This window comes from Streptomyces sp. NPDC006798 (assembly GCF_040635975.1).
Taxonomy (GTDB): domain Bacteria; phylum Actinomycetota; class Actinomycetes; order Streptomycetales; family Streptomycetaceae; genus Streptomyces.
Map to the genome: position 1 here is coordinate 22281 of NZ_JBEYIS010000003.1, position 20727 is coordinate 43007.

21 protein-coding genes are annotated in these 20727 nt (G+C 71.8%); 11 read left to right on the forward strand and 10 right to left on the reverse strand.

Annotated elements, in window-relative coordinates; all coding sequences use genetic code 11:
* The first annotated feature begins 75 nt into the window (after window positions 1-75).
* Window positions 76-1884: an ABC transporter ATP-binding protein gene (locus ABZ714_RS02490; protein WP_358823267.1), complete on the forward strand. Its 1809-nt coding sequence runs from the start codon at window positions 76-78 to the stop codon at window positions 1882-1884.
* A gap of 10 nt (window positions 1885-1894) precedes the next feature.
* On the opposite strand, the gene ABZ714_RS02495 is transcribed toward ABZ714_RS02490, so the two are convergent.
* Window positions 1895-2977, reverse strand: a complete 1083-nt coding sequence (locus tag ABZ714_RS02495; protein WP_358823268.1) for an NAD(P)-binding domain-containing protein — start codon at window positions 2975-2977, stop codon at window positions 1895-1897.
* A gap of 69 nt (window positions 2978-3046) precedes the next feature.
* On the opposite strand from ABZ714_RS02495, the gene ABZ714_RS02500 reads away from it, so the two are divergent.
* Window positions 3047-3469, forward strand: coding sequence for a secondary thiamine-phosphate synthase enzyme YjbQ (locus tag ABZ714_RS02500; protein ID WP_358823269.1), 423 nt, complete (start codon window positions 3047-3049; stop codon window positions 3467-3469).
* Between the two features lie 391 nt (window positions 3470-3860).
* On the opposite strand, the gene ABZ714_RS02505 is transcribed toward ABZ714_RS02500, so the two are convergent.
* Together ABZ714_RS02505 and ABZ714_RS02510 are read right to left on the reverse strand one after the other, a co-directional pair.
* A complete protein-coding gene (locus ABZ714_RS02505; protein WP_358823270.1) occupies window positions 3861-4937 on the reverse strand; it encodes a winged helix DNA-binding domain-containing protein in 1077 nt (358 codons plus the stop codon).
* Between the two features lie 26 nt (window positions 4938-4963).
* Window positions 4964-5698 carry an alpha/beta fold hydrolase gene (locus tag ABZ714_RS02510; RefSeq protein WP_358823271.1) on the reverse strand — a complete coding sequence of 245 codons (735 nt, stop codon included), beginning with the start codon at window positions 5696-5698 and terminating at the stop codon, window positions 4964-4966.
* Between the two features lie 79 nt (window positions 5699-5777).
* On the opposite strand from ABZ714_RS02510, the gene ABZ714_RS02515 reads away from it, so the two are divergent.
* Window positions 5778-6749 carry a transcriptional regulator gene (locus tag ABZ714_RS02515; RefSeq protein ID WP_358823272.1) on the forward strand — a complete coding sequence of 324 codons (972 nt, stop codon included), beginning with the start codon at window positions 5778-5780 and terminating at the stop codon, window positions 6747-6749.
* Between the two features lie 196 nt (window positions 6750-6945).
* On the opposite strand, the gene ABZ714_RS02520 is transcribed toward ABZ714_RS02515, so the two are convergent.
* Window positions 6946-7701: a class I SAM-dependent methyltransferase gene (locus tag ABZ714_RS02520; RefSeq protein ID WP_358823273.1), complete on the reverse strand. Its 756-nt coding sequence runs from the start codon at window positions 7699-7701 to the stop codon at window positions 6946-6948.
* A gap of 277 nt (window positions 7702-7978) precedes the next feature.
* Here ABZ714_RS02520 and ABZ714_RS02525 point away from each other — a divergent pair, with 277 nt between their 5' ends.
* From ABZ714_RS02525 to ABZ714_RS02545, 5 genes are all read left to right on the forward strand, one after another.
* Window positions 7979-8992: a hypothetical protein gene (locus ABZ714_RS02525; protein WP_358823274.1), complete on the forward strand. Its 1014-nt coding sequence runs from the start codon at window positions 7979-7981 to the stop codon at window positions 8990-8992.
* A 324-nt stretch (window positions 8993-9316) separates the two neighbouring features.
* Window positions 9317-10297: an endonuclease/exonuclease/phosphatase family protein gene (locus ABZ714_RS02530; RefSeq protein WP_358823275.1), complete on the forward strand. Its 981-nt coding sequence runs from the start codon at window positions 9317-9319 to the stop codon at window positions 10295-10297.
* A gap of 75 nt (window positions 10298-10372) precedes the next feature.
* Window positions 10373-11155 carry a two-component system response regulator CseB gene (cseB, locus tag ABZ714_RS02535; protein ID WP_358823276.1) on the forward strand — a complete coding sequence of 261 codons (783 nt, stop codon included), beginning with the start codon at window positions 10373-10375 and terminating at the stop codon, window positions 11153-11155.
* Window positions 11156-11160: 5 nt separating this feature from the next.
* Entirely contained in the window at window positions 11161-12411 is a 1251-nt protein-coding gene (locus ABZ714_RS02540) for a HAMP domain-containing sensor histidine kinase (RefSeq protein WP_358823277.1), read from the forward strand.
* 209 nt (window positions 12412-12620) lie between these two features.
* Entirely contained in the window at window positions 12621-13607 is a 987-nt protein-coding gene (locus ABZ714_RS02545) for a serine hydrolase (RefSeq protein WP_358823278.1), read from the forward strand.
* Between the two features lie 4 nt (window positions 13608-13611).
* Here the strand turns inward: ABZ714_RS02545 and ABZ714_RS02550 are convergent, their stop codons facing one another.
* Window positions 13612-15024 (reverse strand): NAD(P)-binding domain-containing protein, encoded by a 1413-nt coding sequence (locus ABZ714_RS02550; RefSeq protein ID WP_358823279.1) that lies wholly within the window; start codon window positions 15022-15024, stop codon window positions 13612-13614.
* Window positions 15025-15174: 150 nt separating this feature from the next.
* On the opposite strand from ABZ714_RS02550, the gene ABZ714_RS02555 reads away from it, so the two are divergent.
* Window positions 15175-15546, forward strand: a complete 372-nt coding sequence (locus ABZ714_RS02555; protein WP_358823280.1) for a metalloregulator ArsR/SmtB family transcription factor — start codon at window positions 15175-15177, stop codon at window positions 15544-15546.
* Here the strand turns inward: ABZ714_RS02555 and arsB are convergent.
* Both arsB and ABZ714_RS02565 read right to left on the reverse strand, forming a co-directional pair.
* Complete coding sequence (arsB, locus tag ABZ714_RS02560) at window positions 15530-16618, reverse strand: ACR3 family arsenite efflux transporter (RefSeq protein ID WP_358823281.1); 1089 nt, start codon at window positions 16616-16618, stop codon at window positions 15530-15532. The genes ABZ714_RS02555 and arsB overlap by 17 nt on opposite strands.
* On the reverse strand, window positions 16618-16923 hold the full coding sequence (locus ABZ714_RS02565) for a metalloregulator ArsR/SmtB family transcription factor (RefSeq protein WP_358823282.1): 306 nt from the start codon (window positions 16921-16923) through the stop codon (window positions 16618-16620). Before ABZ714_RS02565 ends, arsB begins: the two co-directional genes overlap by 1 nt.
* A 91-nt stretch (window positions 16924-17014) precedes the next feature.
* Here ABZ714_RS02565 and ABZ714_RS02570 point away from each other — a divergent pair, with 91 nt between their 5' ends.
* A complete protein-coding gene (locus tag ABZ714_RS02570) occupies window positions 17015-17440 on the forward strand; it encodes an arsenate reductase ArsC (protein WP_358823283.1) in 426 nt (141 codons plus the stop codon).
* A 25-nt stretch (window positions 17441-17465) separates the two neighbouring features.
* Here the strand turns inward: ABZ714_RS02570 and ABZ714_RS02575 are convergent, their stop codons facing one another.
* Together ABZ714_RS02575 and ABZ714_RS02580 are read right to left on the reverse strand one after the other, a co-directional pair.
* Complete coding sequence (locus ABZ714_RS02575; RefSeq protein ID WP_358823284.1) at window positions 17466-18251, reverse strand: alpha/beta hydrolase; 786 nt, start codon at window positions 18249-18251, stop codon at window positions 17466-17468.
* Window positions 18252-18419: 168 nt separating this feature from the next.
* Window positions 18420-19046, reverse strand: coding sequence for a TetR/AcrR family transcriptional regulator (locus ABZ714_RS02580; protein ID WP_358823285.1), 627 nt, complete (start codon window positions 19044-19046; stop codon window positions 18420-18422).
* Between the two features lie 53 nt (window positions 19047-19099).
* Here ABZ714_RS02580 and ABZ714_RS02585 point away from each other — a divergent pair, with 53 nt between their 5' ends.
* On the forward strand, window positions 19100-19738 hold the full coding sequence (locus ABZ714_RS02585) for an SDR family oxidoreductase (RefSeq protein ID WP_358823286.1): 639 nt from the start codon (window positions 19100-19102) through the stop codon (window positions 19736-19738).
* 75 nt (window positions 19739-19813) lie between these two features.
* Here ABZ714_RS02585 and ABZ714_RS02590 read toward each other — a convergent pair whose 3' ends face one another.
* Complete coding sequence (locus ABZ714_RS02590; RefSeq protein ID WP_358823287.1) at window positions 19814-20587, reverse strand: trypsin-like serine protease; 774 nt, start codon at window positions 20585-20587, stop codon at window positions 19814-19816.
* Window positions 20588-20727: the final 140 nt, after the last annotated feature.

Consider the following 20727-nt stretch of genomic DNA (forward strand, 5'->3'; position numbering starts at 1 on the left):
GGCCGGACGGGCCAGGGGCGGTCCCAGTGAATTGCCCCGGGAATCGCCGCCCCGGTCGGGCCGCGGAAGGAGACCATGCACCCCGAACGGATCACCTGGACACCCCCGGCCCCCGGCCCGGAGCAGCCGCCCGCCCAGGTGCGGCGGATCCTCCGGCTCTTCCGGCCCTACCGGAGCCGGCTGGCCCTCGTCGGGCTGCTGGTCGCGGCCGCCTCCCTCGTCTCGGTGGCCTCCCCGTTCCTGCTGAAGGCGGTCATCGACACCGCGATCCCGCAGGGCCGCACCGGCCTGCTCGGTCTGCTCGCCCTGGGCATGATCGCCGCCGCCGTCGTCACCAGCGTTCTCGGCGTGCTCCAGACCCTGATCTCGACCACGGTCGGCCAGCGGGTGATGCACGATCTGCGGACCGCGGTCTACGCCCGGCTCCAGCGCATGCCGCTGGCGTTCTACACCCGGACGCGGACGGGCGAGGTGCAGTCCCGGATCGCGAACGACATCGGCGGGATGCAGGCCACCGTCACCTCCACGGCCACCTCGCTGGTCTCCAATCTGACGGCCGTGGTCGCCACCGTCGTCGCCATGCTCGCCCTCGACTGGCGGCTCACCGCGGTCTCGCTGCTTCTGCTGCCCGTCTTCGTCTGGATCAGCCGACGGGTCGGCCGCGAACGGAAGCGGATCACGGCCCAGCGGCAGAAACAGCTGGCGACGATGGCCGCCACGGTGACGGAGTCCCTCTCGGTCGGCGGCATCCTCCTCGGCCGCACCATGGGCCGGTCGGACTCGCTGACCCGTTCCTTCGCCGATGAGTCGGAGCGGCTGGTCGATCTGGAGGTCCGCTCCAGCATGGCCGGGCGGTGGCGGATGTCGATCATCGGCATCGTGATGGCCGCCATGCCCGCCGTCATCTACTGGACCGCGGGACTCGCCCTGGCCGGGGGAGCCGCCATCTCCATCGGCACCCTCGTCGCCTTCGTCTCCCTCCAGCAGGGGCTCTTCCGCCCGGCCGTGAGCCTGCTCTCCACCGGGGTGGACATGCAGACCTCGCTCGCCCTCTTCCAGCGCATCTTCGAGTACCTCGACCTGCCCGTGGACATCGCCGAGCCCGACGAACCGGTCCGGCCGGCGAGGATCCGCGGCGACATCCGCTTCGAGGCGGTGGACTTCGGCTACGACCCGAGGCAGGACGCCCCCACCCTCTCCGGTGTCGACATCGCCGTCCCGGCGGGCGGCAGCCTCGCCGTCGTGGGCCCGACCGGCTCGGGAAAGTCCACCCTCGGCTACCTCGTCCCCCGGCTCTACGACGTCACCGGCGGCCGGGTCACCCTCGACGGCATCGACGTCCGCGCCCTCGACTTCGACAGCCTCGCCCGGGCCGTGGGCGTGGTCTCCCAGGAGGCGTATCTCTTCCACGCCTCCGTGGCCGAGAATCTGCGCTTCGCCAGACCCGGCGCCACGGACGCCGAGATCGAGGCCGCGGCCAGGGCCGCCCAGATCCACGACCACATAGCCGCCCTCCCCGACGGCTACGACACCCTCGTCGGCGAGCGGGGCCACCGCTTCTCCGGCGGCGAGAAGCAGCGCCTGGCCATCGCCCGCACCATCCTGCGCGATCCCCCCGTCCTCATCCTCGACGAGGCGACCAGCGCCCTCGACACCCGTACCGAGGAAGCCGTCCAGCGGGCGATCGACGCGCTCTCGGCCGGACGTACCACCATCACCATCGCGCACCGGCTCTCCACCGTCCGGAACGCCGACGAGATCGTGGTGCTCGACGGCGGCCGGATAGCCGAACGCGGCACCCATGACGAGCTGCTGGCGAAGGACGGCCGCTATGCGGAGCTGATCCGCCGGGACGCCGACCCGACGGTCTCCGCCCCGGTCTGACCGTCGACCGTCAGACGAGTGCGGGCCGGCGCTCCAGCAGCTCCCGGATCTCCCGTACGGCCGCCCGCCCCGCGCGGTTGGCGCCGATCGTCGAGGCGGAGGGGCCGTACCCGCTCAGATGGATCCGCTCGTCCCGCGCCACCCGGGTACCGTCCATCCGCACACCACCGCCCGGCTCCCGCAGCTTCAGCGGGGCGAGATGCTCCAGCGCCGCCCGGAAGCCGGTCGCCCAGAGGATCACATCCGCCGCGACGGCCCGGCCGTCGTCCCACTCCACCCCGGCCGGGGTGATCCGGTCGAACATCGGCAGCCGGTCCAGCACCCCGTCGGCCCTGGCCGCGCGGACGGCATCGGTCAGCGGCAGCCCGGTCACCGACACCACACTCCTCGGCGGCAGCCCCTCCCGGACCCGCTCGTCCACCCGGGCCACCACCTCCCGGCCGACGTTCTCGTCGAACGGCCCGTCGACGAAGACCGGCGCGCTCCGGGTCACCCAGGTCGTCTCCGCCGCGTACTCCGCCAGCTCCATCAGATGCTGCGTCCCCGACGCGCCACCCCCGACCACGACCACCCGCTGCCCGGCGAACTCCTCGGGCCCCCGGTATCCGGTGGTGTGCAGCTGACGCCCCCGAAAGGTCTCCTGTCCCGGATACCGCGGCCAGAACGGCCGGTCCCAGGTCCCGGTCGCACTGATCAGAGCCCGCGCCGACCATCGCCCGGCCGAAGTCTCCACCGAGAGCCGCCCGCCCTCGCCGTCCCGTACGGCCACCACATCCACCGGCCGCCGGACCCGCAGCCCGAACCGCTCCTCGTACTCCGCGAAATACGCGCCGATCACCTCGGCCGAAGGCCGGGCGGGATCGACCCCGGTCAGTTCCATTCCGGGCAGTGCGTGCATCCCGTGCACCCGCCCGTACGTCAGACTCGGCCACCGGAACTGCCAGGCCCCACCGGGCCCGGGGGAGTGGTCGAGCACCACGAAGTCGCGGTCCGGCACCAGCCCGATCCGCCGCAGATGGTAGGCGGCCGACAGCCCGGCCTGCCCGGCACCGACGACCACCACGTCCACATCCCGCACCCCTGAGTCGTTCATGTTTCTACCAACCGTGGCGCCCGTGCCCTTCTTCCCACCCTTCCGCCGGAGGTCGGCCAAGATGGACTCATGCCGACCCCCTTCACCACCACCGCACTCGACCTCACCACCGGCTCCCGCGAGACGGTCACCGACCTCACCCGGGCCTGCGAACGCTTCCTCGACGAGGCCGCGTCCGGCCGCGACGGGCTCCTCAACGTCTTCGTCCCCCACGCCACCGCGGGCATCGCGATCATCGAAACGGGCTCCGGCAGCGACGACGACCTCCTCGCCGCACTCCGCACCCTGCTCCCCGCGGACGACCGCTGGCACCACCGCCACGGCACCCCGGGCCACGGCCGCGACCACGTCCTCCCGGCGCTCGTTCCGCCCCACGCCACCCTCCCGGTCGTCGGCGGACGGCTGGAACTCGGGACCTGGCAGTCGGTCTGCCTGGTGGACACCAATATTTCCAATACCAACCGTCAAGTGCGGTTGAGCTTCCTCGGCTGATCAAGATCATCCTGGGAGTGGCCGCCATTTCTCCGTACTCCGCGCGTTCGAAAGGGAGAGAGCGTGCGCGGTACGGACCAGAGCGTGATCGAACGAAGCTCGGGCCGTGGCTCCGGGACGAGCGTGGGCCGTACGACGGCCTGGCGGCCGCCGCGGTGGACCGGCTCGGCCGCAACGCCGTGGCGGCCCACGAACCTGAAGAACATCCTCCTGTCCGAGGTGGCCCCGGGCTGTCCGATGCGCCGCGGGCGACCGGTGACAGACCGTCTACGCCGTCATCGTCGGCGTCGCCCCGCTCCATCCCCGCCGTTCCCGCCGACGAGGTCGCTTGACCCTGCGTTCTCGCCTACGCGGCCGCCCTGTTCCGGTTCCGCATCGGGACGCGGGTCGGCTATGCGGTGGGCCGCAGGAAGCGGACCACGGCGTCTTCTTCCACGCCGACTGCCCTCCGGATCCGTTGAGGGACGGGTTCGAACGCGTCCACCTTGAGCGAGTGCCCGCCGGAGCCACGGCTCCAGGTGGCGATGGCCAGGCCGTCGGCGATGACGGTCGGCCGGATGAGGCCGCCTCCCGGCCAGACGCGGGCCTGGTGGACAGCGGGGACGGACATCTCGCGAGTGCGGTAGCCGATCAGGTAGTTGTCGTAGGCGGGCAGCATACGAACGTCCGGAGTGTCGGACGGGCCCGGGAGTTCCGCCACTCGTCCGGCGAGCACGGTCAAGCCGCCGTACTCGGTGATCACGCCGGATTCCGCCAGCAGTTTCCAGGACCTGCGGGCCCAGGTGACCGGCAGCCCGGACCAGGCGGCGAAGTCCTCCGGGGCGGCGGGGGCGTGCGCGGCCAGGTAGCGACGGGCCAGCTCGGCGAGAGCAGCGCCTTCCTCCCACCGGGCGCCCCCGGTGATGGGCAGCCAGTCGTCGAGCAGTACATACGTGGCCTCACCGGCGCGCTGCGGACCGTGGCAGAGGACGCCGGTGAGTGCCGCGTGGCGGATCAGGTGGAAAGGCGCCTGCCCGTCCGGCGGGATGCCGAGGGTGGTGAGGTGCCCGGTCAGCTCGGACCGGGTGAGCGGGCCGTGCGCGGCGAGAACGCGCCGGATGAGATGGTCGGCGCGCCGGCGCAGATCGCCGTCCAGGCCCAGCTGCTGATAGCGGCGGCTGGTTGCGGCAAGAATCCGCGGGGACAGCAACCGCGAGACCCAGTGGGCATCGTCGCCGGGAATGGTGTGCAGGGTGCCGCGCATGTACCAGCCGCGGACGATGCTCTTCTCTTTCTCGTATGCCGTGCGGATGGCCTGGCCGGTGATGTCCCGGCCGCGCACCCGGATGCCCAGGTCGGCGGCCGTGGCGTCCTGGGCCTGGATGGCGAAGGCCCGTCGGACGACCGCCTCGGCAGAGGCCTCGCGCGCTCCGCCGGCCAGGGCCTGCGCACAGGCCCGCAGTCGGCGGATGCTCTCCTGGTCGTGCATCGGGCTGTGCCTCCCGGCCGACCCGGTCAGGAGACGGCCTTGTCGAGGACGCGGGCGAGTTCGGCGGGCGCCGACAGCATCGGCCAGTGCCCGGTGGGCAGGTCGAAGCGCCGCCACGGCGGCTGGTTCAGGTAGGCCGGCATCGGGACCCCGGCGTCCAGCAGCCCCTTGAAGTCATGGCACGCGACCAGGACACGGTCCACATCGGGACCGGGCTCGGCCGGCCCGTCGAGACGCTGGGTGAAGGTACCGAACGGCTGAGGGGTGGCGCCCGTGAGCAGAGCGTCCCGCCGGCCCTCGTCGAGCCCGTCGAGGCTGCTGGACAAGCCCAGGACCTCCAACGGCGGCATCGGCAGTCGCCACCCGTCGCCAGACGCGTCGACCTGCCGGCGCAGCTGGTCCGACGACTGCGGCGGCATGAGGTCGAGCATGCGCATGCCCACGGTAAACGGGGCGCTGTCCACATAGACCACGCGCTCCAGCCGGTCACCGAGACGTCCGGCTGCCCCGGTCACCGGAGCGGCCGCGTAGCTGTGGGCGACCAGCGTGACATCGCGCAGATCGTTCCGCTCGACGAATCCCGTGATGTCCGCGATGTGGGTGTCCAGATCTGTCTCGGGTCCGCCCCGGTCCGCGTGCTCGGCCAGGCCGGTCAGGGTCAGCGGCAGCGCCGTGTGACCACGCTCCCGCAGAGCTCGGGCGGTGTCTTCCCAGGCCCACGCCCCGAGCCAGGCGCCGGGAACGAGTACGAAGGTGGCCATGTGAACTCCCTGAGGTAGGTGCTGCCGGGAGCGTAAGGTCGATACAGGACAGAATCCGCCCTGAAATGCCGAGTGATCCATGTCGCATCCCCTCACCCGCGTGCTGACCCTGCTGGAACTCCTCCAGTCCAACGCCCGGCTCACCGGGGCGGAGCTGGCGGACCGCCTGGACACCGACGTCCGCACCGTGCGCCGCTACACGGCCCACCTACGCGACCTGGGCATCCCCGTGGAGGCCGAACGCGGCCGCTACGGCGGCTACCGACTGGCCCGCGGATACCGGATGCCACCTCTGGTCCTCACCAACGACGAGGCCCTCGCCGTCGTTCTCGGCCTGCTCGGGGCAGAACGTCTGGGCATGGGCACCGCCGCGCCGGCCAGTGCCGGTGCCTTGGCCAAGATCGAGCGGGTGCTTCCGCACGCCCTGCGCGAACCGCTCGCCGCCATGCGGGAGACCCTGTTGTTCACCGCCAACGCCGTGATCGGTCAGGCACCCGGAACCGGCGTCCTGCTGGCACTGGCCCAGGCCTCCCGTGCCCGCGTAACCGTCGGTATCAGCCACCGGTCCTGGCGTCAGGAGCACACCGAACGCGACATCGACCCCTACGGCGTGGTCTTCCACACCGGCCGCTGGTACGTCGTCGGCCACGACCACCTCCGCGACAGCCTGCGTACCTTCCGCATCGACCGCATCACCGCCGTCACCTCCCGAGCCGGCGGCTTCACCGCACCCGACGACTTCGACCCCGTCGCCCACCTGACCTCGACCCTCGCTCAGGGGTCCTACCGCTGGCAGGTCGAGGTGACGATCCACGGCCCCCTCGACGAGATCGCTCGCCGGCTACCTCGCTCAACGGTGACCCTCACCGCCCGGCCCGCCGGCGTCCTGATGCGCGCACGGGCGGAACGGCTGGACGGCATGGCCCATATGCTCGCCTCCCTGGAGTGGCCCTTCACCGTCCACCATCCCGACGAACTACGGCAGGCGCTCGAGAATCTGGCCGCCCAGCTCATCGCAGCCGCCCGGCGGAGACCGGAAGTACCGCAGTAATGCCGGATTCACCGCGGCAGAGCCCCTGCCGTGATCAACGCGACCTGCCGCGGTCCATTCCGGCCGCCGGGGCGAGGTGTACGCATTCACCGCGGCAGTACCGGAACGACGGGGCGGGCATGACGACCGAACCGGTGAGAGGGCGCAAGCCCCGCGAGCAATCGCGCGGTCCGGCCGGGGACTGAGAGTCCGGTGTTCATACCTTGCTCGCGACTACCCGGTAGTTCTCGGCCTCAAGACCGAACGTGCTCTGTTCCGTCCGGAGTCCGACCCGGTGAAGATCGACTTCGAGTTCCTCGTACCGGTAGGGCCAGCAGGACAGCACTTCCGAGCGGACAAGAACCAACCCGGTCGCATCGACTTCCGCGATCGCGATCTCGATGTGGTGCTCCTCCTCCCAACGCGGCGCAATCTCCCAGCGGTAGACCACAACGGCATCGCGACCGTTCCGGCGGACGAGTCGGTCACCGATCTCCAGCCGGGAACCTCTGGACCTCACGAGTTCCCAGGTGCGGGATGTGAGTACCAGGCGCCCGCCGGGGCGCAGAAGCCGTGACATCGACTCCAGGGCGGCACCCCTGCCTGTCGCGCCCGTGGCATGGTGAAGCGAGTTGCCGACGCAGAACACCATGTCGAACGTGTTGTCCTGGAAATGGTCCGGCAGCTCTTCCCAGTTCGCCCGTACGGTGCGGACGGATGCCCCGAACTCCTCGGACAACTCCGCGGTCCGGCGAACCATCGCCTCGCTGGCGTCAGTTGCGACAACCCGCATGCCGCGACCGGCGAGGCCGACCGCCAACTGTCCGGTACCGCAGGAACAATCAAGGACCTGCGCGTTCGACGGCAGGACACCGAGGACGTCGTCGTACGACGCAACGAACTCGGCTGGAGGCAACTTCGCATCCGAGATGAGCCATTCGTATACCTCGGCAAGCACGTCATAACCTGTCACAACCGCTACCTCCGTCGCGCGGCAGACTCACGGTAGGACGTCAGTCCATCAGCGGAGCAAGCCGGGCACCAATGGTTTTCCCGAGGATGGCGCTGACGGAGTTTGCGGGCTGTCGGTTGTCCGTCCGCCGGACAAGCTCTCCGTGCACTGCGAGTGCTTTTCCCCCCGGGGATCCGAAGTGCCGTTATCGAGGGATGAGGTTGCCTCCGCCGCACGGCGGAGGCGGGTAGGCGCAGCGCGGGATGTGCCGGGAGTGCGTGCTCGCCAGTCTGGAGACATGACCCGGATCTCCCGCCCCGCTTCCCCTTCCGTTCCCGCTCGGCTGCCCGGTCCCGGCCGGTTGCCGCGGGTGCTGCGGGCAGTCGCCATCGCCTCCTGTGTTCCGTATCTCGCGCTCAAGGTGGCCTGGATCGCGGGCAGTCGTGTCGGGATCCCGAGCGGTAGTTCGCTCCTCGACGAGGACACCCGGGCGTTGCTGATGGCCGTCAACGCGGTGACCGTGCTGATGGACGCCGCCGTCATCGTGCTCGCCCTGGTGCTCACCCGGCCTCGGGGCCGCCGCGTGCCCGCGCCGCTGCTGGTGTTTCCGATGTGGGTGGCGACCGGGCTGCTGACGCCGATCATGGCGGGCTTCCCGGTCCAGCTGGCGGTCGGCCTCTTCACGGGTCCGGGCGAGAAGTCGGCGTCGAGCGGCGACCCCTTCCTCGACGACTGGGTCTACGGCATCGTCTACGGCGGCTTCATCGTCCAGGGCCTCACCCTGGGCATCCTCTTCGCGCGGTACGCGCGGGACCGCTGGGGCCACGTCTGGCAGGGGCGCATGGGCGAACTGCCGCGCGATGCCTGCGGCCGTGCGGCGCGTACGGCCTCCGTAGCGGGCGCCCTGCTGGCACTGATGCCCATCACGGTGCACCTGATGTGGGCGGCGGGCTCCACGACCGGACTCCCGCAGCAGCGCATCGACGAACGCGACGGATCCTTCGCCGCACTCGAAACCCTCACCGCCGTCACCGCGGCCGTCGCCGCCGTAAGTCTGCTGCTCCTCGTCCTCGCACCCCGCGCCGCGGCATTCGCCCGGCTCCCGGTGAAGGTGCCGCTCGCCGCCGCCTGGGCGGGCTCGGGAGCCGTCGGCTGCTGGGGCGCCTGGATGTTCCTCGCCGGACTCATCCCCCACGACGACCCCGCCAAGCAGCCCCCCGCGCTGATGACCCTGACCTACGCCGCGTCCATGACCGCCGGATTCCTGCTCGCCTACGGCGTCGCCTCCTTCCTGAAGCGGCGCACTCCGTGAAGACGCTCTACGGTCCTCCGGCTCGGCGCACGCGGTGCGGGCGTCGTTCCGGTCCGGCCGGCCCGCACGGTCGAGCCGCCCGTGCGGATCCGTCCCGGCGCCTGTGACTGCCCCGACCCGGTCGGCACCATCGTGGAGCCGACCGGGTCGGGGCAGTCCGCCGTGCGCCGGACCCGGGCCCGCCCCGGGTGCGGATCCGCCGATACCCGGTTGATACAGAACCGCGTGACCGCTGAAGCACGGCGTAGACCGGTCGGAAGTCCAGCTCTCCGAGACTGGCGGCGTACCCGGTCCCGGGTGACGCGAGATGGGGAGAGACCGTACGTGCCGAGCGCTCCGACAGTCCTGGAACCCGCCCCCGATCCGACACCGGAGCGGCCGGACGCCACCGCCCGGCCCCGAGGACGGGTACTTGCCGCCGTCGGGCTGCTCTGGGCGGCGCTGATGGCGGCGCACGGCTGGATACCCAACGGGTTCGGCAACCTCGGCAGCCTCTTCCAGACGCTGCTGCCCTGGACGGGGATCGCCGTACCCGTCCTGCTCGGGCTGGCCGCCGTACGCCGCTCCCGCCTCGCGGCCGTCACGGCTCTCGTACCCGCCGTGGTCTGGTCGGTGCTGTTCGGCGGCACCCTCACCGACAAGAGCGCGGGCGGCGGCGATCTGACCGTGGTCAGCCACAATGTGGACGAGGGCAACCCCGACCCGGAGCGCACCGCACGCGCCCTGGCGGCCGTCGACGCGGACGTCCTGGCGCTGGAGGAGCTGCCCGCGGACTCCGTCGAGGTGTACGAACGCGCGCTGGCCGGTGCCTATCCCCACCACGCGGTACTCGGCGGGGTCGGTCTGTGGAGCCGCCATCCGCTCAAGGACGTGGCGGCGGTGCCGATCATGCCGTGGACCCGGGCGATACGGGCCACGGCCGATACCCCGAGGGGTCCCGTCGCGGTCTACGCCGCCCATCTCGCGTCGGTACGGGTCCATCCCGCCGCCGGTTTCACCACCGGGCGCCGCGACGCCGCGGCCCGGGTCCTGGCCGCGGCGCTCCGCGCGGAGCCCCTGCCCCGGATCGTGCTGATGGGCGACTTCAACGGCACCTCCCGGGACGCGGCCCTCGGCCCCCTCTTCTCCGGGCTCCGCTCGGTGCAGGGGGAAGCGGGGGACGGTTTCGGCTTCACCTGGCCCGCCGCTTTCCCCGTGGTCCGTATCGACGACATCCATGTGAAGGGGATCACCCCGCGGTCGTCCCGGACCCTGCCCGCCACCGGCAGCGACCATCTGCCCGTCGCCGCGTCCCTGGCCCTGTGACCCTTCGTCCCGGCCGCCGCGACCCGTCCCGGCACCGGGACGGGTGGGACGACTGATTTACGATACGAGGGTCGAATGAACGAAGACGGCCAGGTGAGCGGTGTGTCAGAAGTCCGGGTCCCGGACCCCCTCAACGTGCTTCTCGTCGAGGACGACGACGCCATCCGGCGCTCCGTCCAGCTCGCCCTGGAGCGCTACGGCTACCGGGTCGTGGTGGCCGCCGACGGGCTAGCCGGTCTTGAGGCGTTCCGGGACGGCGGCCACGACCTGCTGATCCTCGACGTCATGATGCCCGAGCTCGACGGCATCGGCCTCTGCTGCCGGATCCGCGAGCAGAGCCAGGTACCGGTCCTGATGATGTCGGCCCGCGGCGACGCCCTCGACGTGGTCGCCGGTCTGGAGGCGGGCGCCGACGACTATGTGGTGAAACCCGTCGACACCGCGGTCATGGTCGCCCGGATCCGGGCCCTGCTGCGCCGCGCCACCTTCCGCCCGCCCGGGCCGGCCGCCGGCCCGCCCGTCACGAACACCGCCACCGCGCCCGCCGGCACTTCCGGGTCCGGCGGCGACGGGGCCCTGGTCTTCGGTGACCTCAGTGTCGACACCCGGGGCATGGAGGTGCGCCGGGCGGGCGAACTCGTACCCCTGACCCCCACGGAACTCCGTCTGCTGCTGGAGTTCGCCGCCTCCCCCGGGGTGGTCCTGGACCGCCGCAAGCTGCTGCGCGACGTCTGGGACTACGGCTGGGAGGGCGACACCCGCGTCGTGGATCTCTGCGTCCTCCGGCTGCGGAAGAAGATCGGCGGCGGCCGGATCGAGACCGTCCGCGGCTTCGGCTACAAACTCGTCCGCGGCTGATCGCCGTGCGCCTCTTCAACCCCCGCGCCCTGCGCTGGAAGATCGCCGCGCTGACCGCCCTCGCGTGCTGTGCCGTCGCCACCACGATCGCCCTCCTGGTCCGGGACTCCAACCGGGACCAACTGAACAAATTGGCGCGCGAGCGTGTCACTCTTCTGCTGACGACGGCGAAGAGACATTACGACCAAGGGGAGAACCGGCCCACATGGCTCGATGTCCGTACCCGTGACGAGACACCCGCGCCGCTGCTGCGTGCTCTGTCCGAAGAGCGCGCCCGGGGCGGGGAGGCCGGTCACTGGTACCAGGCCGAGAAGCCCGACCGGCACTGGATGTGGGCGGCGATCGCCGTCGACAACGACCGGATCCTGATCGTCAGGACCGATATGTACGCGGAGGAACGCGGCCTCCAGCTCCAGGACCGCGCCATGGTCACCTCCGTCCTCGCCGCACTCGTTGTCGTCGTCCCGCTCGCCGCGCTGGCCACGGAACCGATCATCCGGCGGCTGGGCCATGGCGCCCGTACCGCCCGGGCGATCGCCGACGGCGATCTCGACGCCCGGATCGGCAGCCCCGGCCGGGCCCGGGACGAGGTCACGGAGATGTCGGCCGCCGTCGACGAGATGGCCGCGGCCCTCCAGCGCAGACTGGAGAGCGAGCGGCGGTTCACCGCCGATGTCGCCCACGAACTCCGCACCCCGCTGATGGGCCTGGTCACCACCGCCGGACTGCTGCCCGACGACGACGAGGTGGCCCTCCTGCTCCGGGACCGGGTCCGGGCGCTGAACGCGCTGGTCGAGGATCTGCTGGAGATCTCCCGGCTCGACGCGGGCATCGAGCGGGCCGATCTCGACACCGTGCCGCTCGGCGAGTTCGTCACCGATGTCGTACGGCGGCTGGAGGCGGGCCCGGGGGTCGCGGTCACCGTCCCCGCCGGAGACGGTGACCCGGTCGAAACCGATCCGCGCCGGGTGGAACGGATCCTGGTGAACCTCGTCGTCAACGCCCAGCGGCACGGCGCCGAGCCCGTCCGGATCACCGTCGCCGGGAACCGGATCACGGTTCGCGATCACGGACCCGGATTCCCCGCCGTACTGCTCGACGAGGGCCCGCAGCGGTTCCGTACCGGCGCGAGCGACCGGGGGCGCGGGCACGGGCTCGGGCTGACCGTCGCCCAGGGGCAGGCCGGGGTCCTCGGCGCCCGGCTGACCTTCGCCAACGCCCCGGACGGCGGCGCCGTCGCCACCCTCGACCTGTAGCCCGTCGCGGCCGGGAGTCGCGGGACCGGGTCCCCGTACGGCCGTACCGGGACAAGTCGGTACGACCGCACGGCTGTCGGCGCGGAGTGAAACGCAACGGCAACACAGCTACGCGGCGGCGGAAACAGCGCCGCACCGGTACCGAAGAACGAGTCCCCGAAGGTGATTCCGGGTGCCCACAGGCACCCGGAATCACCGGAGGTGTCCCCATGTCCACCGTTCGCCGCCACACCCCGCCGGGCCGCGGAGCCCGCCCCGCCGCACTCCCCGGCCGCCGCCGTCTGCTCCTCGTCCCCCTGGTCGTCGGCGCGCTGCTCACCGGAGCGTGCGCGGGGCCCGCCGCCGAGGACGGGGCGTCCGGCTCCGGCGTCGCCGGTGCGGTGGAACTGGCCTGGCCGGACGAGGGCCAGGCCAGCGTGGCCGTCGAGGGCATCGGCAGCCTCGGCAGCACGGGCGGGCGGACTCCCGTCCCGATCGCCAGCGTCACGAAGGTCATGACCGCCTATGTGATCCTCAAGGAGCATCCGCTGAAGGGCGGCGATACGGGTCCCGGCATCGTCGCCGACCAGCAGGCGGCCGACGAGGCGTTCTCCTCCGTCGAATCGGCCGCGCCCGTCCTGGCCGGGCACTCCTACACCCAGCGGGAACTGCTGGAGATCATGATGGTGTCCTCCGCCAACAACGTGGCCCGGCTGCTGGCCCGGTGGGACGCGGGCGGCCAGGAGGCGTTCGTCGACAAGATGAACCGGACCGCCGCCGAACTCGGCATGGAGGACACCACCTACACCGGGGTGAGCGGTATCGAGTCCGACACCCGCAGCACCGCCGACGACCAGATGAAACTGGCCCGCGCCGCCATGAAGGACCCGGTCTTCCGCGCGATCGTGGCCATGCCCGCCGTGACACCGCCCGGCGGCGTACGGATCCCCAACACCAACAAGCTGCTGGGCCGCGACGGTGTCATCGGGCTGAAGACCGGCTCCTCCACCCCGGCGGGCGGCAATCTCGTCTGGGCCGCCACCCAGAAGATCGCCGGCACCCCCCGGCTCGTCATCGGCGTCGTACTGGGCCAGCGCGCGGGCCGCGCGCCCGTCGAGGGCAGCGCCGCCGCGCGCGATGCCAGCCGGGCTCTGATCGCCTCGGTCCGCGACGGCCTCCCGGACGCGGTCACCCGGGCCGCCGGAGCGAGCGGCTGACCGGTCACGAACAGCCGCCTCCGGAAGTGCCGCACGCCGTGTCCCGCGCCGTGGCCGGGGGAGTGGGTGCGGGGAGAAGGGGCTCCGGTTCGGAGCAGCATCCGGCCGCCGTCTGCTGATCGGTGGGAGTGGGGGCGTCGAAGAGGCCGGAGCCGCCGCAGACGCCCGTCTCGGGGAGGGTGAGTTCGATCCGGTCGGCCGCCTCGGTGTCGCCCGCGAGGGCGGCGGCGATCGAGCGGACCTGTTCGTAGCCGGTGAGGGCGAGGAAGGTGGGGGCGCGTCCGTAGGACTTCATGCCCGTGGCGTAGAAGTCCGGCTCGGGGTGGGAGAGTTCGCGGTGTCCGTGGGGGTAGACGGTGCCGCAGGAGTGCTGGTTGGGGTCGATCAGGGGCGCGAGGGCGACCGGTGCCTGGAGGCGTTCGTCCAGGCCGAGCCGGATCTCGGAGAGGAACGACAGGTCGGGGCGGAAGCCGGTGAGGGCGATGATCTCGTCCACCGGGTCGAGGCGGCGGCCGTCCTCCGCGACCAGGACGAGACGGCCCCGGTCGTCGCGTTCGATCGCCTCGGTACGGAAACCGGTGACCGCGTCCGCGTGCCCCTGGTCCACCGCCGCCTTGGCCGCGAGGCCGAGGGCGCCCCGGGCGGGGAGTTGGTCGGCGGTGCCGCCGCCGAAGGTGGAGCCGGAGATTCCGCGGCGGAGGATCCACACCGTCTTCGTACCGGCCCCGTCGTCCGCCCCGGCCAGGTCGGCGAGGGTGGCGAGGGCGGTGAAAGCGGAGGCGCCGGTGCCGATGACGGCCGTACGGCGGCCCGCGTACCGGGCCCGGACCGCGGGGTCGGCCAGATCGGGGACCCGGTACGAGATCCGGTCGGCGGCCGCGCGCTCGCCGATGGCGGGCAGTCCGCTGCCGCCCGCCGGGCCCGGTGCGGACCAGGTGCCGGAGGCGTCGATCACGGCGCGGGCGGAGATCCGCTCCTCCCGGCCGTCCGGGTGGGCGAGATGGATCACGAACGGCTGGGCCTCGCGGCCGTCGTCGACGATCCGGTCCCGCCCCGTCCGCGACACCCCGGTGACCCGGGCCCCGTAGCGGATCCGGTCGCCGAGGACTTCGGCGAGCGGCTGGAGATAGTGGTCCGCCCACTCGCCGCCGGTCGGACAGGAGGCCGGGTCCGGCCTGGTCCAGCCGGTGGGGGCGAGGAGCTTCTCGGCGGCGGGGTCGGTCACCTCGGCCCAGGCGGAGAACAGCCGGACGTGCGACCACTCACGGACCGCCGTTCCGGCTCGCGGCCCGGCCTCCAGCACCAGGGGTTCGAGGCCCTGGTCGATCAGATGGGCCGCGGCGGCGAGGCCGACGGGCCCGGCTCCGATGACGACGACGGGCAGCGCGGTGGTGGGCTTACTGACTGGCGTGGGCACGGTGACTCCCTCACTGTTTCGACATCTGTCGATGGCGTGTGATGTCAGGGTCACTCTTGATTCGATGAATGTCAACATAGATGAATGTCAAAGCAGGGATATCGGTCCCGGCGCCCCGCGCTCTGATTTGATATGTGTCAACATAGATATATGTCGAACGCGAAGGCGCTGCCACTGATCGAGACCACCGGGCCGGGCGCGGTGACGCCGTGCTGCCCGCCGTTGACCGAGCGCCCGATGAGCGCCGCGGAGGCCGAGATCGCCGCCCTGATGTTCAAGGCGCTCGGCGACCCGGTCCGGCTCCGGCTGTTCTCCGCCGTCGCCTCTCATGAGGGCGGGGAGGCGTGCGTCTGCGACATCTCCGATGTCGGCGTCTCCCAGCCCACCGTCTCCCACCACCTCAAGAAGCTCAAGGAAGCCGGACTGCTCACCTCCGAGCGGCGCGGTACCTGGGTCTACTACCGGGTCGAGCCCGCCGTTCTCGCCGCCATGGGCAAGATCCTGGTCAGCTCGTCCGGGTGAACCGGCGGCGCCGGGCGAGAGCGACATGGACGAGGCAGATCAGTACCGGTACTTCGATCAGCGGGCCGACCACTCCGGACAGGGCCTGCCCGGAGGTAACGCCGAAGGTGGCGATGGCGACCGCGATGGCCAGTTCGAAGTTGTTGCCCGCGGCGGTGAAGGCGAGTGTGGTGGTCCGCTCGTACGACATCCCCAGCGCCTGGCCCAGTGCGAAGGTGCCGAAGAACATCACCGCGAAGTAGACGAACAGCGGCAGCGCGATCCGGGCCACGTCCCACGGCTGGGAAGTGATCGTCTTCCCCTGGAGGGCGAACAGGATCACGATCGTGAAGAGCAGCCCGTACAGCGCCCATGGTCCGATCCTCGGCAGGAACTCCGTCTCGTACCGCTCCCGGCCCGGCTTCCGTTCGCCGATCCTGCGGGTGAGGAATCCGGCGGCCAGCGGGATGCCCAGGAAGATCGCCACATTCAGGGCGATTTCCCACATCGAGATGTCGAGCCGCTCGCCGTCGCCGAGTCCCAGCCATCCGGGCAGCAGATCGAGATAGAACCAGCTCAGCAGGCCGAAGGCGATGACCTGGAAGACGGAGTTGAGTGCGACGAGGACGGCGGCGGCCTCCCGGTCGCCGCGGGCGAGGTCGTTCCAGATGACGACCATGGCGATACAGCGCGCGAGCCCGACGATGATCAGCCCGGTGCGGTACTCGGGCAGATCCGGCAGGAAGATCCACGCCAGGGCGAACATCACCGCCGGGCCCAGGACCCAGTTGACCGCCAGGGACGTGGCTATGAGTCGCCGGTCCCCGGTCACCGTGTCCAGTCGGTCGTAACGCACCTTCGCCAGTACCGGATACATCATGACCAGCAGACCCAGTGCGATCGGGAGGGAGATCCCGCCGACCTCCACCTTCGCCAGCGCGTGGTTCAGCCCCGGGACCAGCCTGCCGAGTCCGATTCCGGCGGCCATCGCGAGCAGGATCCACACCGCGAGATACCGGTCCGGGGTGGAAAGCTTCGCCGTGATCGACGACTCCCCGGCGGTGCCCGGAGCCGCGGCGTCCGCCGAGGTCATCAGCACGCCCTTGTGCGGTCGGCGTGGGCGCGGGCGGTCGCGGCGAGACCGGCGAACTGCCCCGCGAGGGCTTCGAGCACCTCGGGCTTCAGCCGGTAATAGGTGAACCGTCCGCAGGGCTCGGTGTCCACCACCCCGGCTTCGCGCAGCACCCGCAGATGGTTCGACAGATTGGTCTGCCTGGCGCCGGTCTCCGCCACCAGATGCGTGGTGCACAGGGTCTCGCGGGCCAGCAGCCCCACGATCCGCAGGCGCAGCGGATCGTCCAGGGCGCGGATCACATCAGGATCGACTGAAGTCAGCATTCGCTGATACTTTCATATCTCCGCTCGCCGATATCGGGGAGCGCTGACGAGATGGGGCGGTCCGGCCGCCGTGAGACGAGAGAGCCCCGCCGTGCCCGACACTCCCGGCCCCAAGCCGTCCGTCCTCTTCGTCTGCGTCCACAACGCCGGACGCTCCCAGATGGCCGCGGCCTGGCTCGCCCATCTCGCGGGTGACCGCGTCGAGGTGCGCTCCGCGGGGTCGGCCCCGGCCGACGAGGTCAACCCCGCCGCGGTCCGGGCGATGGCCGAGGTCGGTATCGACATCTCCGCCCGGACCCCGAAGGTCCTCACCGCCGACGCGGTCCGGGCGTCCGATGTCTGCGTCACCATGGGCTGCGGCGACACCTGCCCCGTCTTCCCCGGCAAGCGCTACGTCGACTGGGCCCTGGACGACCCCGCCGGGCAGGGCCTCGACGCCGTCCGCCCCATCCGTGACGAGATCGAACGCCGCGTCCGCGCGCTGCTGGCCGAACTGGGCCCGGGATACACGCCCTGACCTCTCGGACGGTTTCGCCGGTGGATCAGTCGTTCGCCTCGGGGGTGAGCGGAGCCAGGAAACGCTCGATCCGGGCGAGGAGGGCGAGCGGGGTCTCGTCGACGGCGTAGTGCCCGGTGTCGGGGAGTACGTCGAGGGTGCCCCGGGGGTAGTGCCGGAGCCAGGTGGCGCGCAGGGCGTCGGCGGAGATCGCCGGGTCGTGGGCCCCGGCGAGGGCGAGGGCCGGTACGGGGCTGCCCTGGACGAGTGCGGAGAAGTCCGCACCGGCCCAGTCGGGGAGGTACGCGGCGAAGGCGTCGCGGGTGGAGTTGGCGACGGAGAGCCGGACCATGTGGTCCAGCCAGGGGCCCGGCAGTCGGTCCCCGGTGGTGGTGCTGATGATGGCGCGCCGTACGGCGGGGTCGTCGGCGGCAGCGGCGAAGAACTGCCGGGTGGCGTCGTCGAGTCCGGCGCCCGAGGCGGGGACGGGCGAGATGCCCACCAGGGCCCGTACCCGGTCCGGCGCGATGGCCAGGACGTGTTGGGCCGCCTTGCCGCCCATGGAGTGCCCGACCAGGGAGAAGCTGTCCCAGCCCAGATGGTCGGCGAGGGCGAGGGCGTCGTGGGCGATCCGTTCGGTGGTGTACGGGCCGGGCAGCCCGCGCGCTTCGCCGTAGCCCCGCTGGTCCATCGCCGCCCAGGTGAAGCGGCCGGTGTCCAGATACGGGAAGAGCGGCAGATAGCTGCTCCGGTCGGAGAACCAGCCGTGCAGGGCGAGGACTCCGTGGTGGCCGGAGCCGTGGCGCGTATGCGGTGGGACGACCGTGCTCATGACGTACTCCTGTCTCGACTGACTCCGGTACGGGTGAACCGGGTTCGGCCCCATCAGGTTGTGGCCGGGCCCGCGGTGCTGTCCACAGGGGCCGGATCTCCCGGCGGGCGAGGCGGGCGGGGTGGAAGAGGTGGACGACGCGGGCGGCCCGTACGGAGCGGGGGTGCGTCAGGACGGGCCGGTGTCGGGAAGCAGGCCGTGCAACAGCGTGCGGACGAGGTCCGCCGCGAACTCCTCGGTGGACCGAGGCGGGGGCATGCCCTCCTCGGCGTCGTAGACGAAGGCGCGCTGGGAGCAGGCGCCGAGGAGGAGTGCCGCGGCCGCGTCCGGGTCGGCGTCGGGGCGCAGCGCGCCGCGGTCGCGTTCCGCGCGGAGATAGCGGGCGAGGGCCACCAGGGGGATGTGCGGGCCCTGGCCGAGTTCCCGTACGCCCTCGAAGTGGCGTTTCTTGAGGGCGGGTTCGGCGAAGAGGGAGGCGGCCAGGGGGAGGCTCTGCCGGTAGAAGCGGACCGCGTGTTCGGCGACGAGGGTGAGGTTGTGCGCCACGCCGAGGGTGCCGGGGTCCCGGCCCAGCTCGTCCAGGAGGGGGTTGAGGCGGGGCAGCCGGTCCCGCAGGACGCGGACGAAGATCTCCTCCTTGCTGCGGTAGTGCTTGTAGAGCGCGGCCTCGGAGCAACCGGCCTCGCGCGCGATCTCCTTGGTCGTCGTGCGGGCCAGCCCGGTGGTGCGCAGCAGATGTTCGGCGGCGTCGACGATCCGTTCGCGGGTGGGGCGTGTTGACTCCGGAGTGGGCATTCACTCACCCTATAGGTGAGTGAGTACTTACCCACCCAGGGAGAGGCGACACCATGCGGTATACGGTCTTCGGGGCGTCCGGCGGCACCGGCCGACAGCTCGTACGGCAGGCGCTCGACGCCGGACACGAGGTCACCGCGGTCGTCCGCGATCCGCGGCGGCTGCCCGTCCCGGAGGGGGAGCGGCTTCGGGTCGTCGTCGCCGATGTCACCGACCCGGAAGCGCTGCGCCCGGCCGTCGCGGGACAGGACGCGGCGCTCTCGGCGCTCGGCGCGCCCAGCAACAAGGCCGCGGGCATCGCTTCCGCCGGGACCCGGGCGATTCTGCGCGCCCTCCAAGCGGAGGGAGTGCGGCGCTTCGTCGCGGTGAGCGCCTCACCGGTCGGGCCGCCCCCGGAGGGGGAGGGTGTGCTGTACCGCCGTGTGGTGCTGCCGCTGGTGCGCCGGGCCTTCCGGGAGGTCTACGCCGATCTGGCGGTGATGGAGGACGAGATCCGGGCCGCGGGCGCGGAGTGGACGGTGGTCCGGCCGCCCCGGCTGACGGACCGGCCGCTGACGGGGGTGTACCGGACCCGGACCGGCGGTGCCGTGCCCGGCGGTCTCACCGTCGGGCGGGCGGATCTGGCGCATGCGGTGCTCGCGCTGGCGGTTGACCCGGCGGCGGTACGGAAGGTGGTGGGAGTCGCGGTCTGACCCGGGCGGGCCGGGGCGTACGGCTCGGGACGGGGCGGGGGCTCCGGTCCCGAGCCTGCCGAGGGGCGGGGCCGGTCAGGCCGTCCGGGGCCCGGGGCCGTACGACCGCTTCGTGGTCCGGTCGATCCACTTCCGGTACTGGGCCACGTCGGTGAAGGAGGAGATCGCGAGGGTGCCGGTATTGATGCCGGACGATACGACTCCGGCGAGCCGCCAGCCCTTGCCGGACCTCACGACCAGCGGGCCGCCCGAGTCGCCGGGCCCGCTGCCGCGGTACCGCTCGTCCTCGAAGCGGAGTTTGTCCTTGACCTTCGCGCGCAGCGGCAGTTGGAGCTGTTGGAGCCGCTTCGGCGCGCAGACCGCGTCGGCGCAGGCGTTGCCCCAGCCCAGCATGCGCGCGGGAGTGCCGGTCGCCGGGGTCGTGCCGTTGAGCGGTACGGGCCGCTCGCGGACCGGTTTCTCCAGTTCGAGCAGGGAGAGGTCGGGTCCGGAGATCTCGGTCTCCGTGGCCTTGGCGTCGGGGTGATGGACGATCCTCTTGATCCTGGCGACGGTGCCGCCCCGGCCGGTGGCAAGGCTGCCGATCCGCAGGTGTATCGCGTCCTTGGGGACGGCGCCGTCGGCCACGCAGTGGAACGCCGTCAGAACCCACCTGGCGTCGATCAGCGTGCCGCCGCAGAACGCGCCGTCCTTCGTCTGGAGGGAGACCATCCAGCTCTCCGGCTCGGGGGCGTCCTCCCCTCCGACGACGGCATGGGCCGGGGCGGCCAGCGCCACGACCCCGGCGAGGGCGGTGAGGGAGCCGGTGATCGCGGTGGCCCGGCCGGTCCGTTTCCTGGTGAGTCGCATGTCTTGTGCCTCTCTCTCGGTCGGATGGTCGCGGCCGCCCCGGGACGGCCCGGCCACCTGCCGACGGGGACGGGGACGGGGGCGGACAGGGGTGGCCGGACCGGTATTCGTTCTAGCCGCGGCGGGCATTTCGTCGCCTT

Coding starts and splice junctions, on each gene's coding strand:
- arsB (WP_358823281.1), bottom strand. CDS start 16,618: ATGACCTCGGCGGACGCCGCGGCTCCGGGCACCGCCGGGGAGTCGTCG.
- ABZ714_RS02510 (WP_358823271.1), bottom strand. CDS start 5,698: ATGGCCACCTTCGTACTCGTTCCCGGCGCCTGGCTCGGGGCGTGGGCC.
- ABZ714_RS02555 (WP_358823280.1), top strand. CDS start 15,175: ATGTCGAACGCGAAGGCGCTGCCACTGATCGAGACCACCGGGCCGGGC.
- ABZ714_RS02500 (WP_358823269.1), top strand. CDS start 3,047: ATGCCGACCCCCTTCACCACCACCGCACTCGACCTCACCACCGGCTCC.
- ABZ714_RS02525 (WP_358823274.1), top strand. CDS start 7,979: ATGACCCGGATCTCCCGCCCCGCTTCCCCTTCCGTTCCCGCTCGGCTG.
- ABZ714_RS02565 (WP_358823282.1), bottom strand. CDS start 16,923: ATGCTGACTTCAGTCGATCCTGATGTGATCCGCGCCCTGGACGATCCG.
- ABZ714_RS02515 (WP_358823272.1), top strand. CDS start 5,778: ATGTCGCATCCCCTCACCCGCGTGCTGACCCTGCTGGAACTCCTCCAG.
- ABZ714_RS02585 (WP_358823286.1), top strand. CDS start 19,100: ATGCGGTATACGGTCTTCGGGGCGTCCGGCGGCACCGGCCGACAGCTC.
- ABZ714_RS02505 (WP_358823270.1), bottom strand. CDS start 4,937: ATGCACGACCAGGAGAGCATCCGCCGACTGCGGGCCTGTGCGCAGGCC.
- ABZ714_RS02590 (WP_358823287.1), bottom strand. CDS start 20,587: ATGCGACTCACCAGGAAACGGACCGGCCGGGCCACCGCGATCACCGGC.
- ABZ714_RS02580 (WP_358823285.1), bottom strand. CDS start 19,046: ATGCCCACTCCGGAGTCAACACGCCCCACCCGCGAACGGATCGTCGAC.
- ABZ714_RS02490 (WP_358823267.1), top strand. CDS start 76: ATGCACCCCGAACGGATCACCTGGACACCCCCGGCCCCCGGCCCGGAG.
- ABZ714_RS02575 (WP_358823284.1), bottom strand. CDS start 18,251: ATGAGCACGGTCGTCCCACCGCATACGCGCCACGGCTCCGGCCACCAC.
- ABZ714_RS02495 (WP_358823268.1), bottom strand. CDS start 2,977: ATGAACGACTCAGGGGTGCGGGATGTGGACGTGGTGGTCGTCGGTGCC.
- cseB (WP_358823276.1), top strand. CDS start 10,373: ATGAACGAAGACGGCCAGGTGAGCGGTGTGTCAGAAGTCCGGGTCCCG.
- ABZ714_RS02545 (WP_358823278.1), top strand. CDS start 12,621: ATGTCCACCGTTCGCCGCCACACCCCGCCGGGCCGCGGAGCCCGCCCC.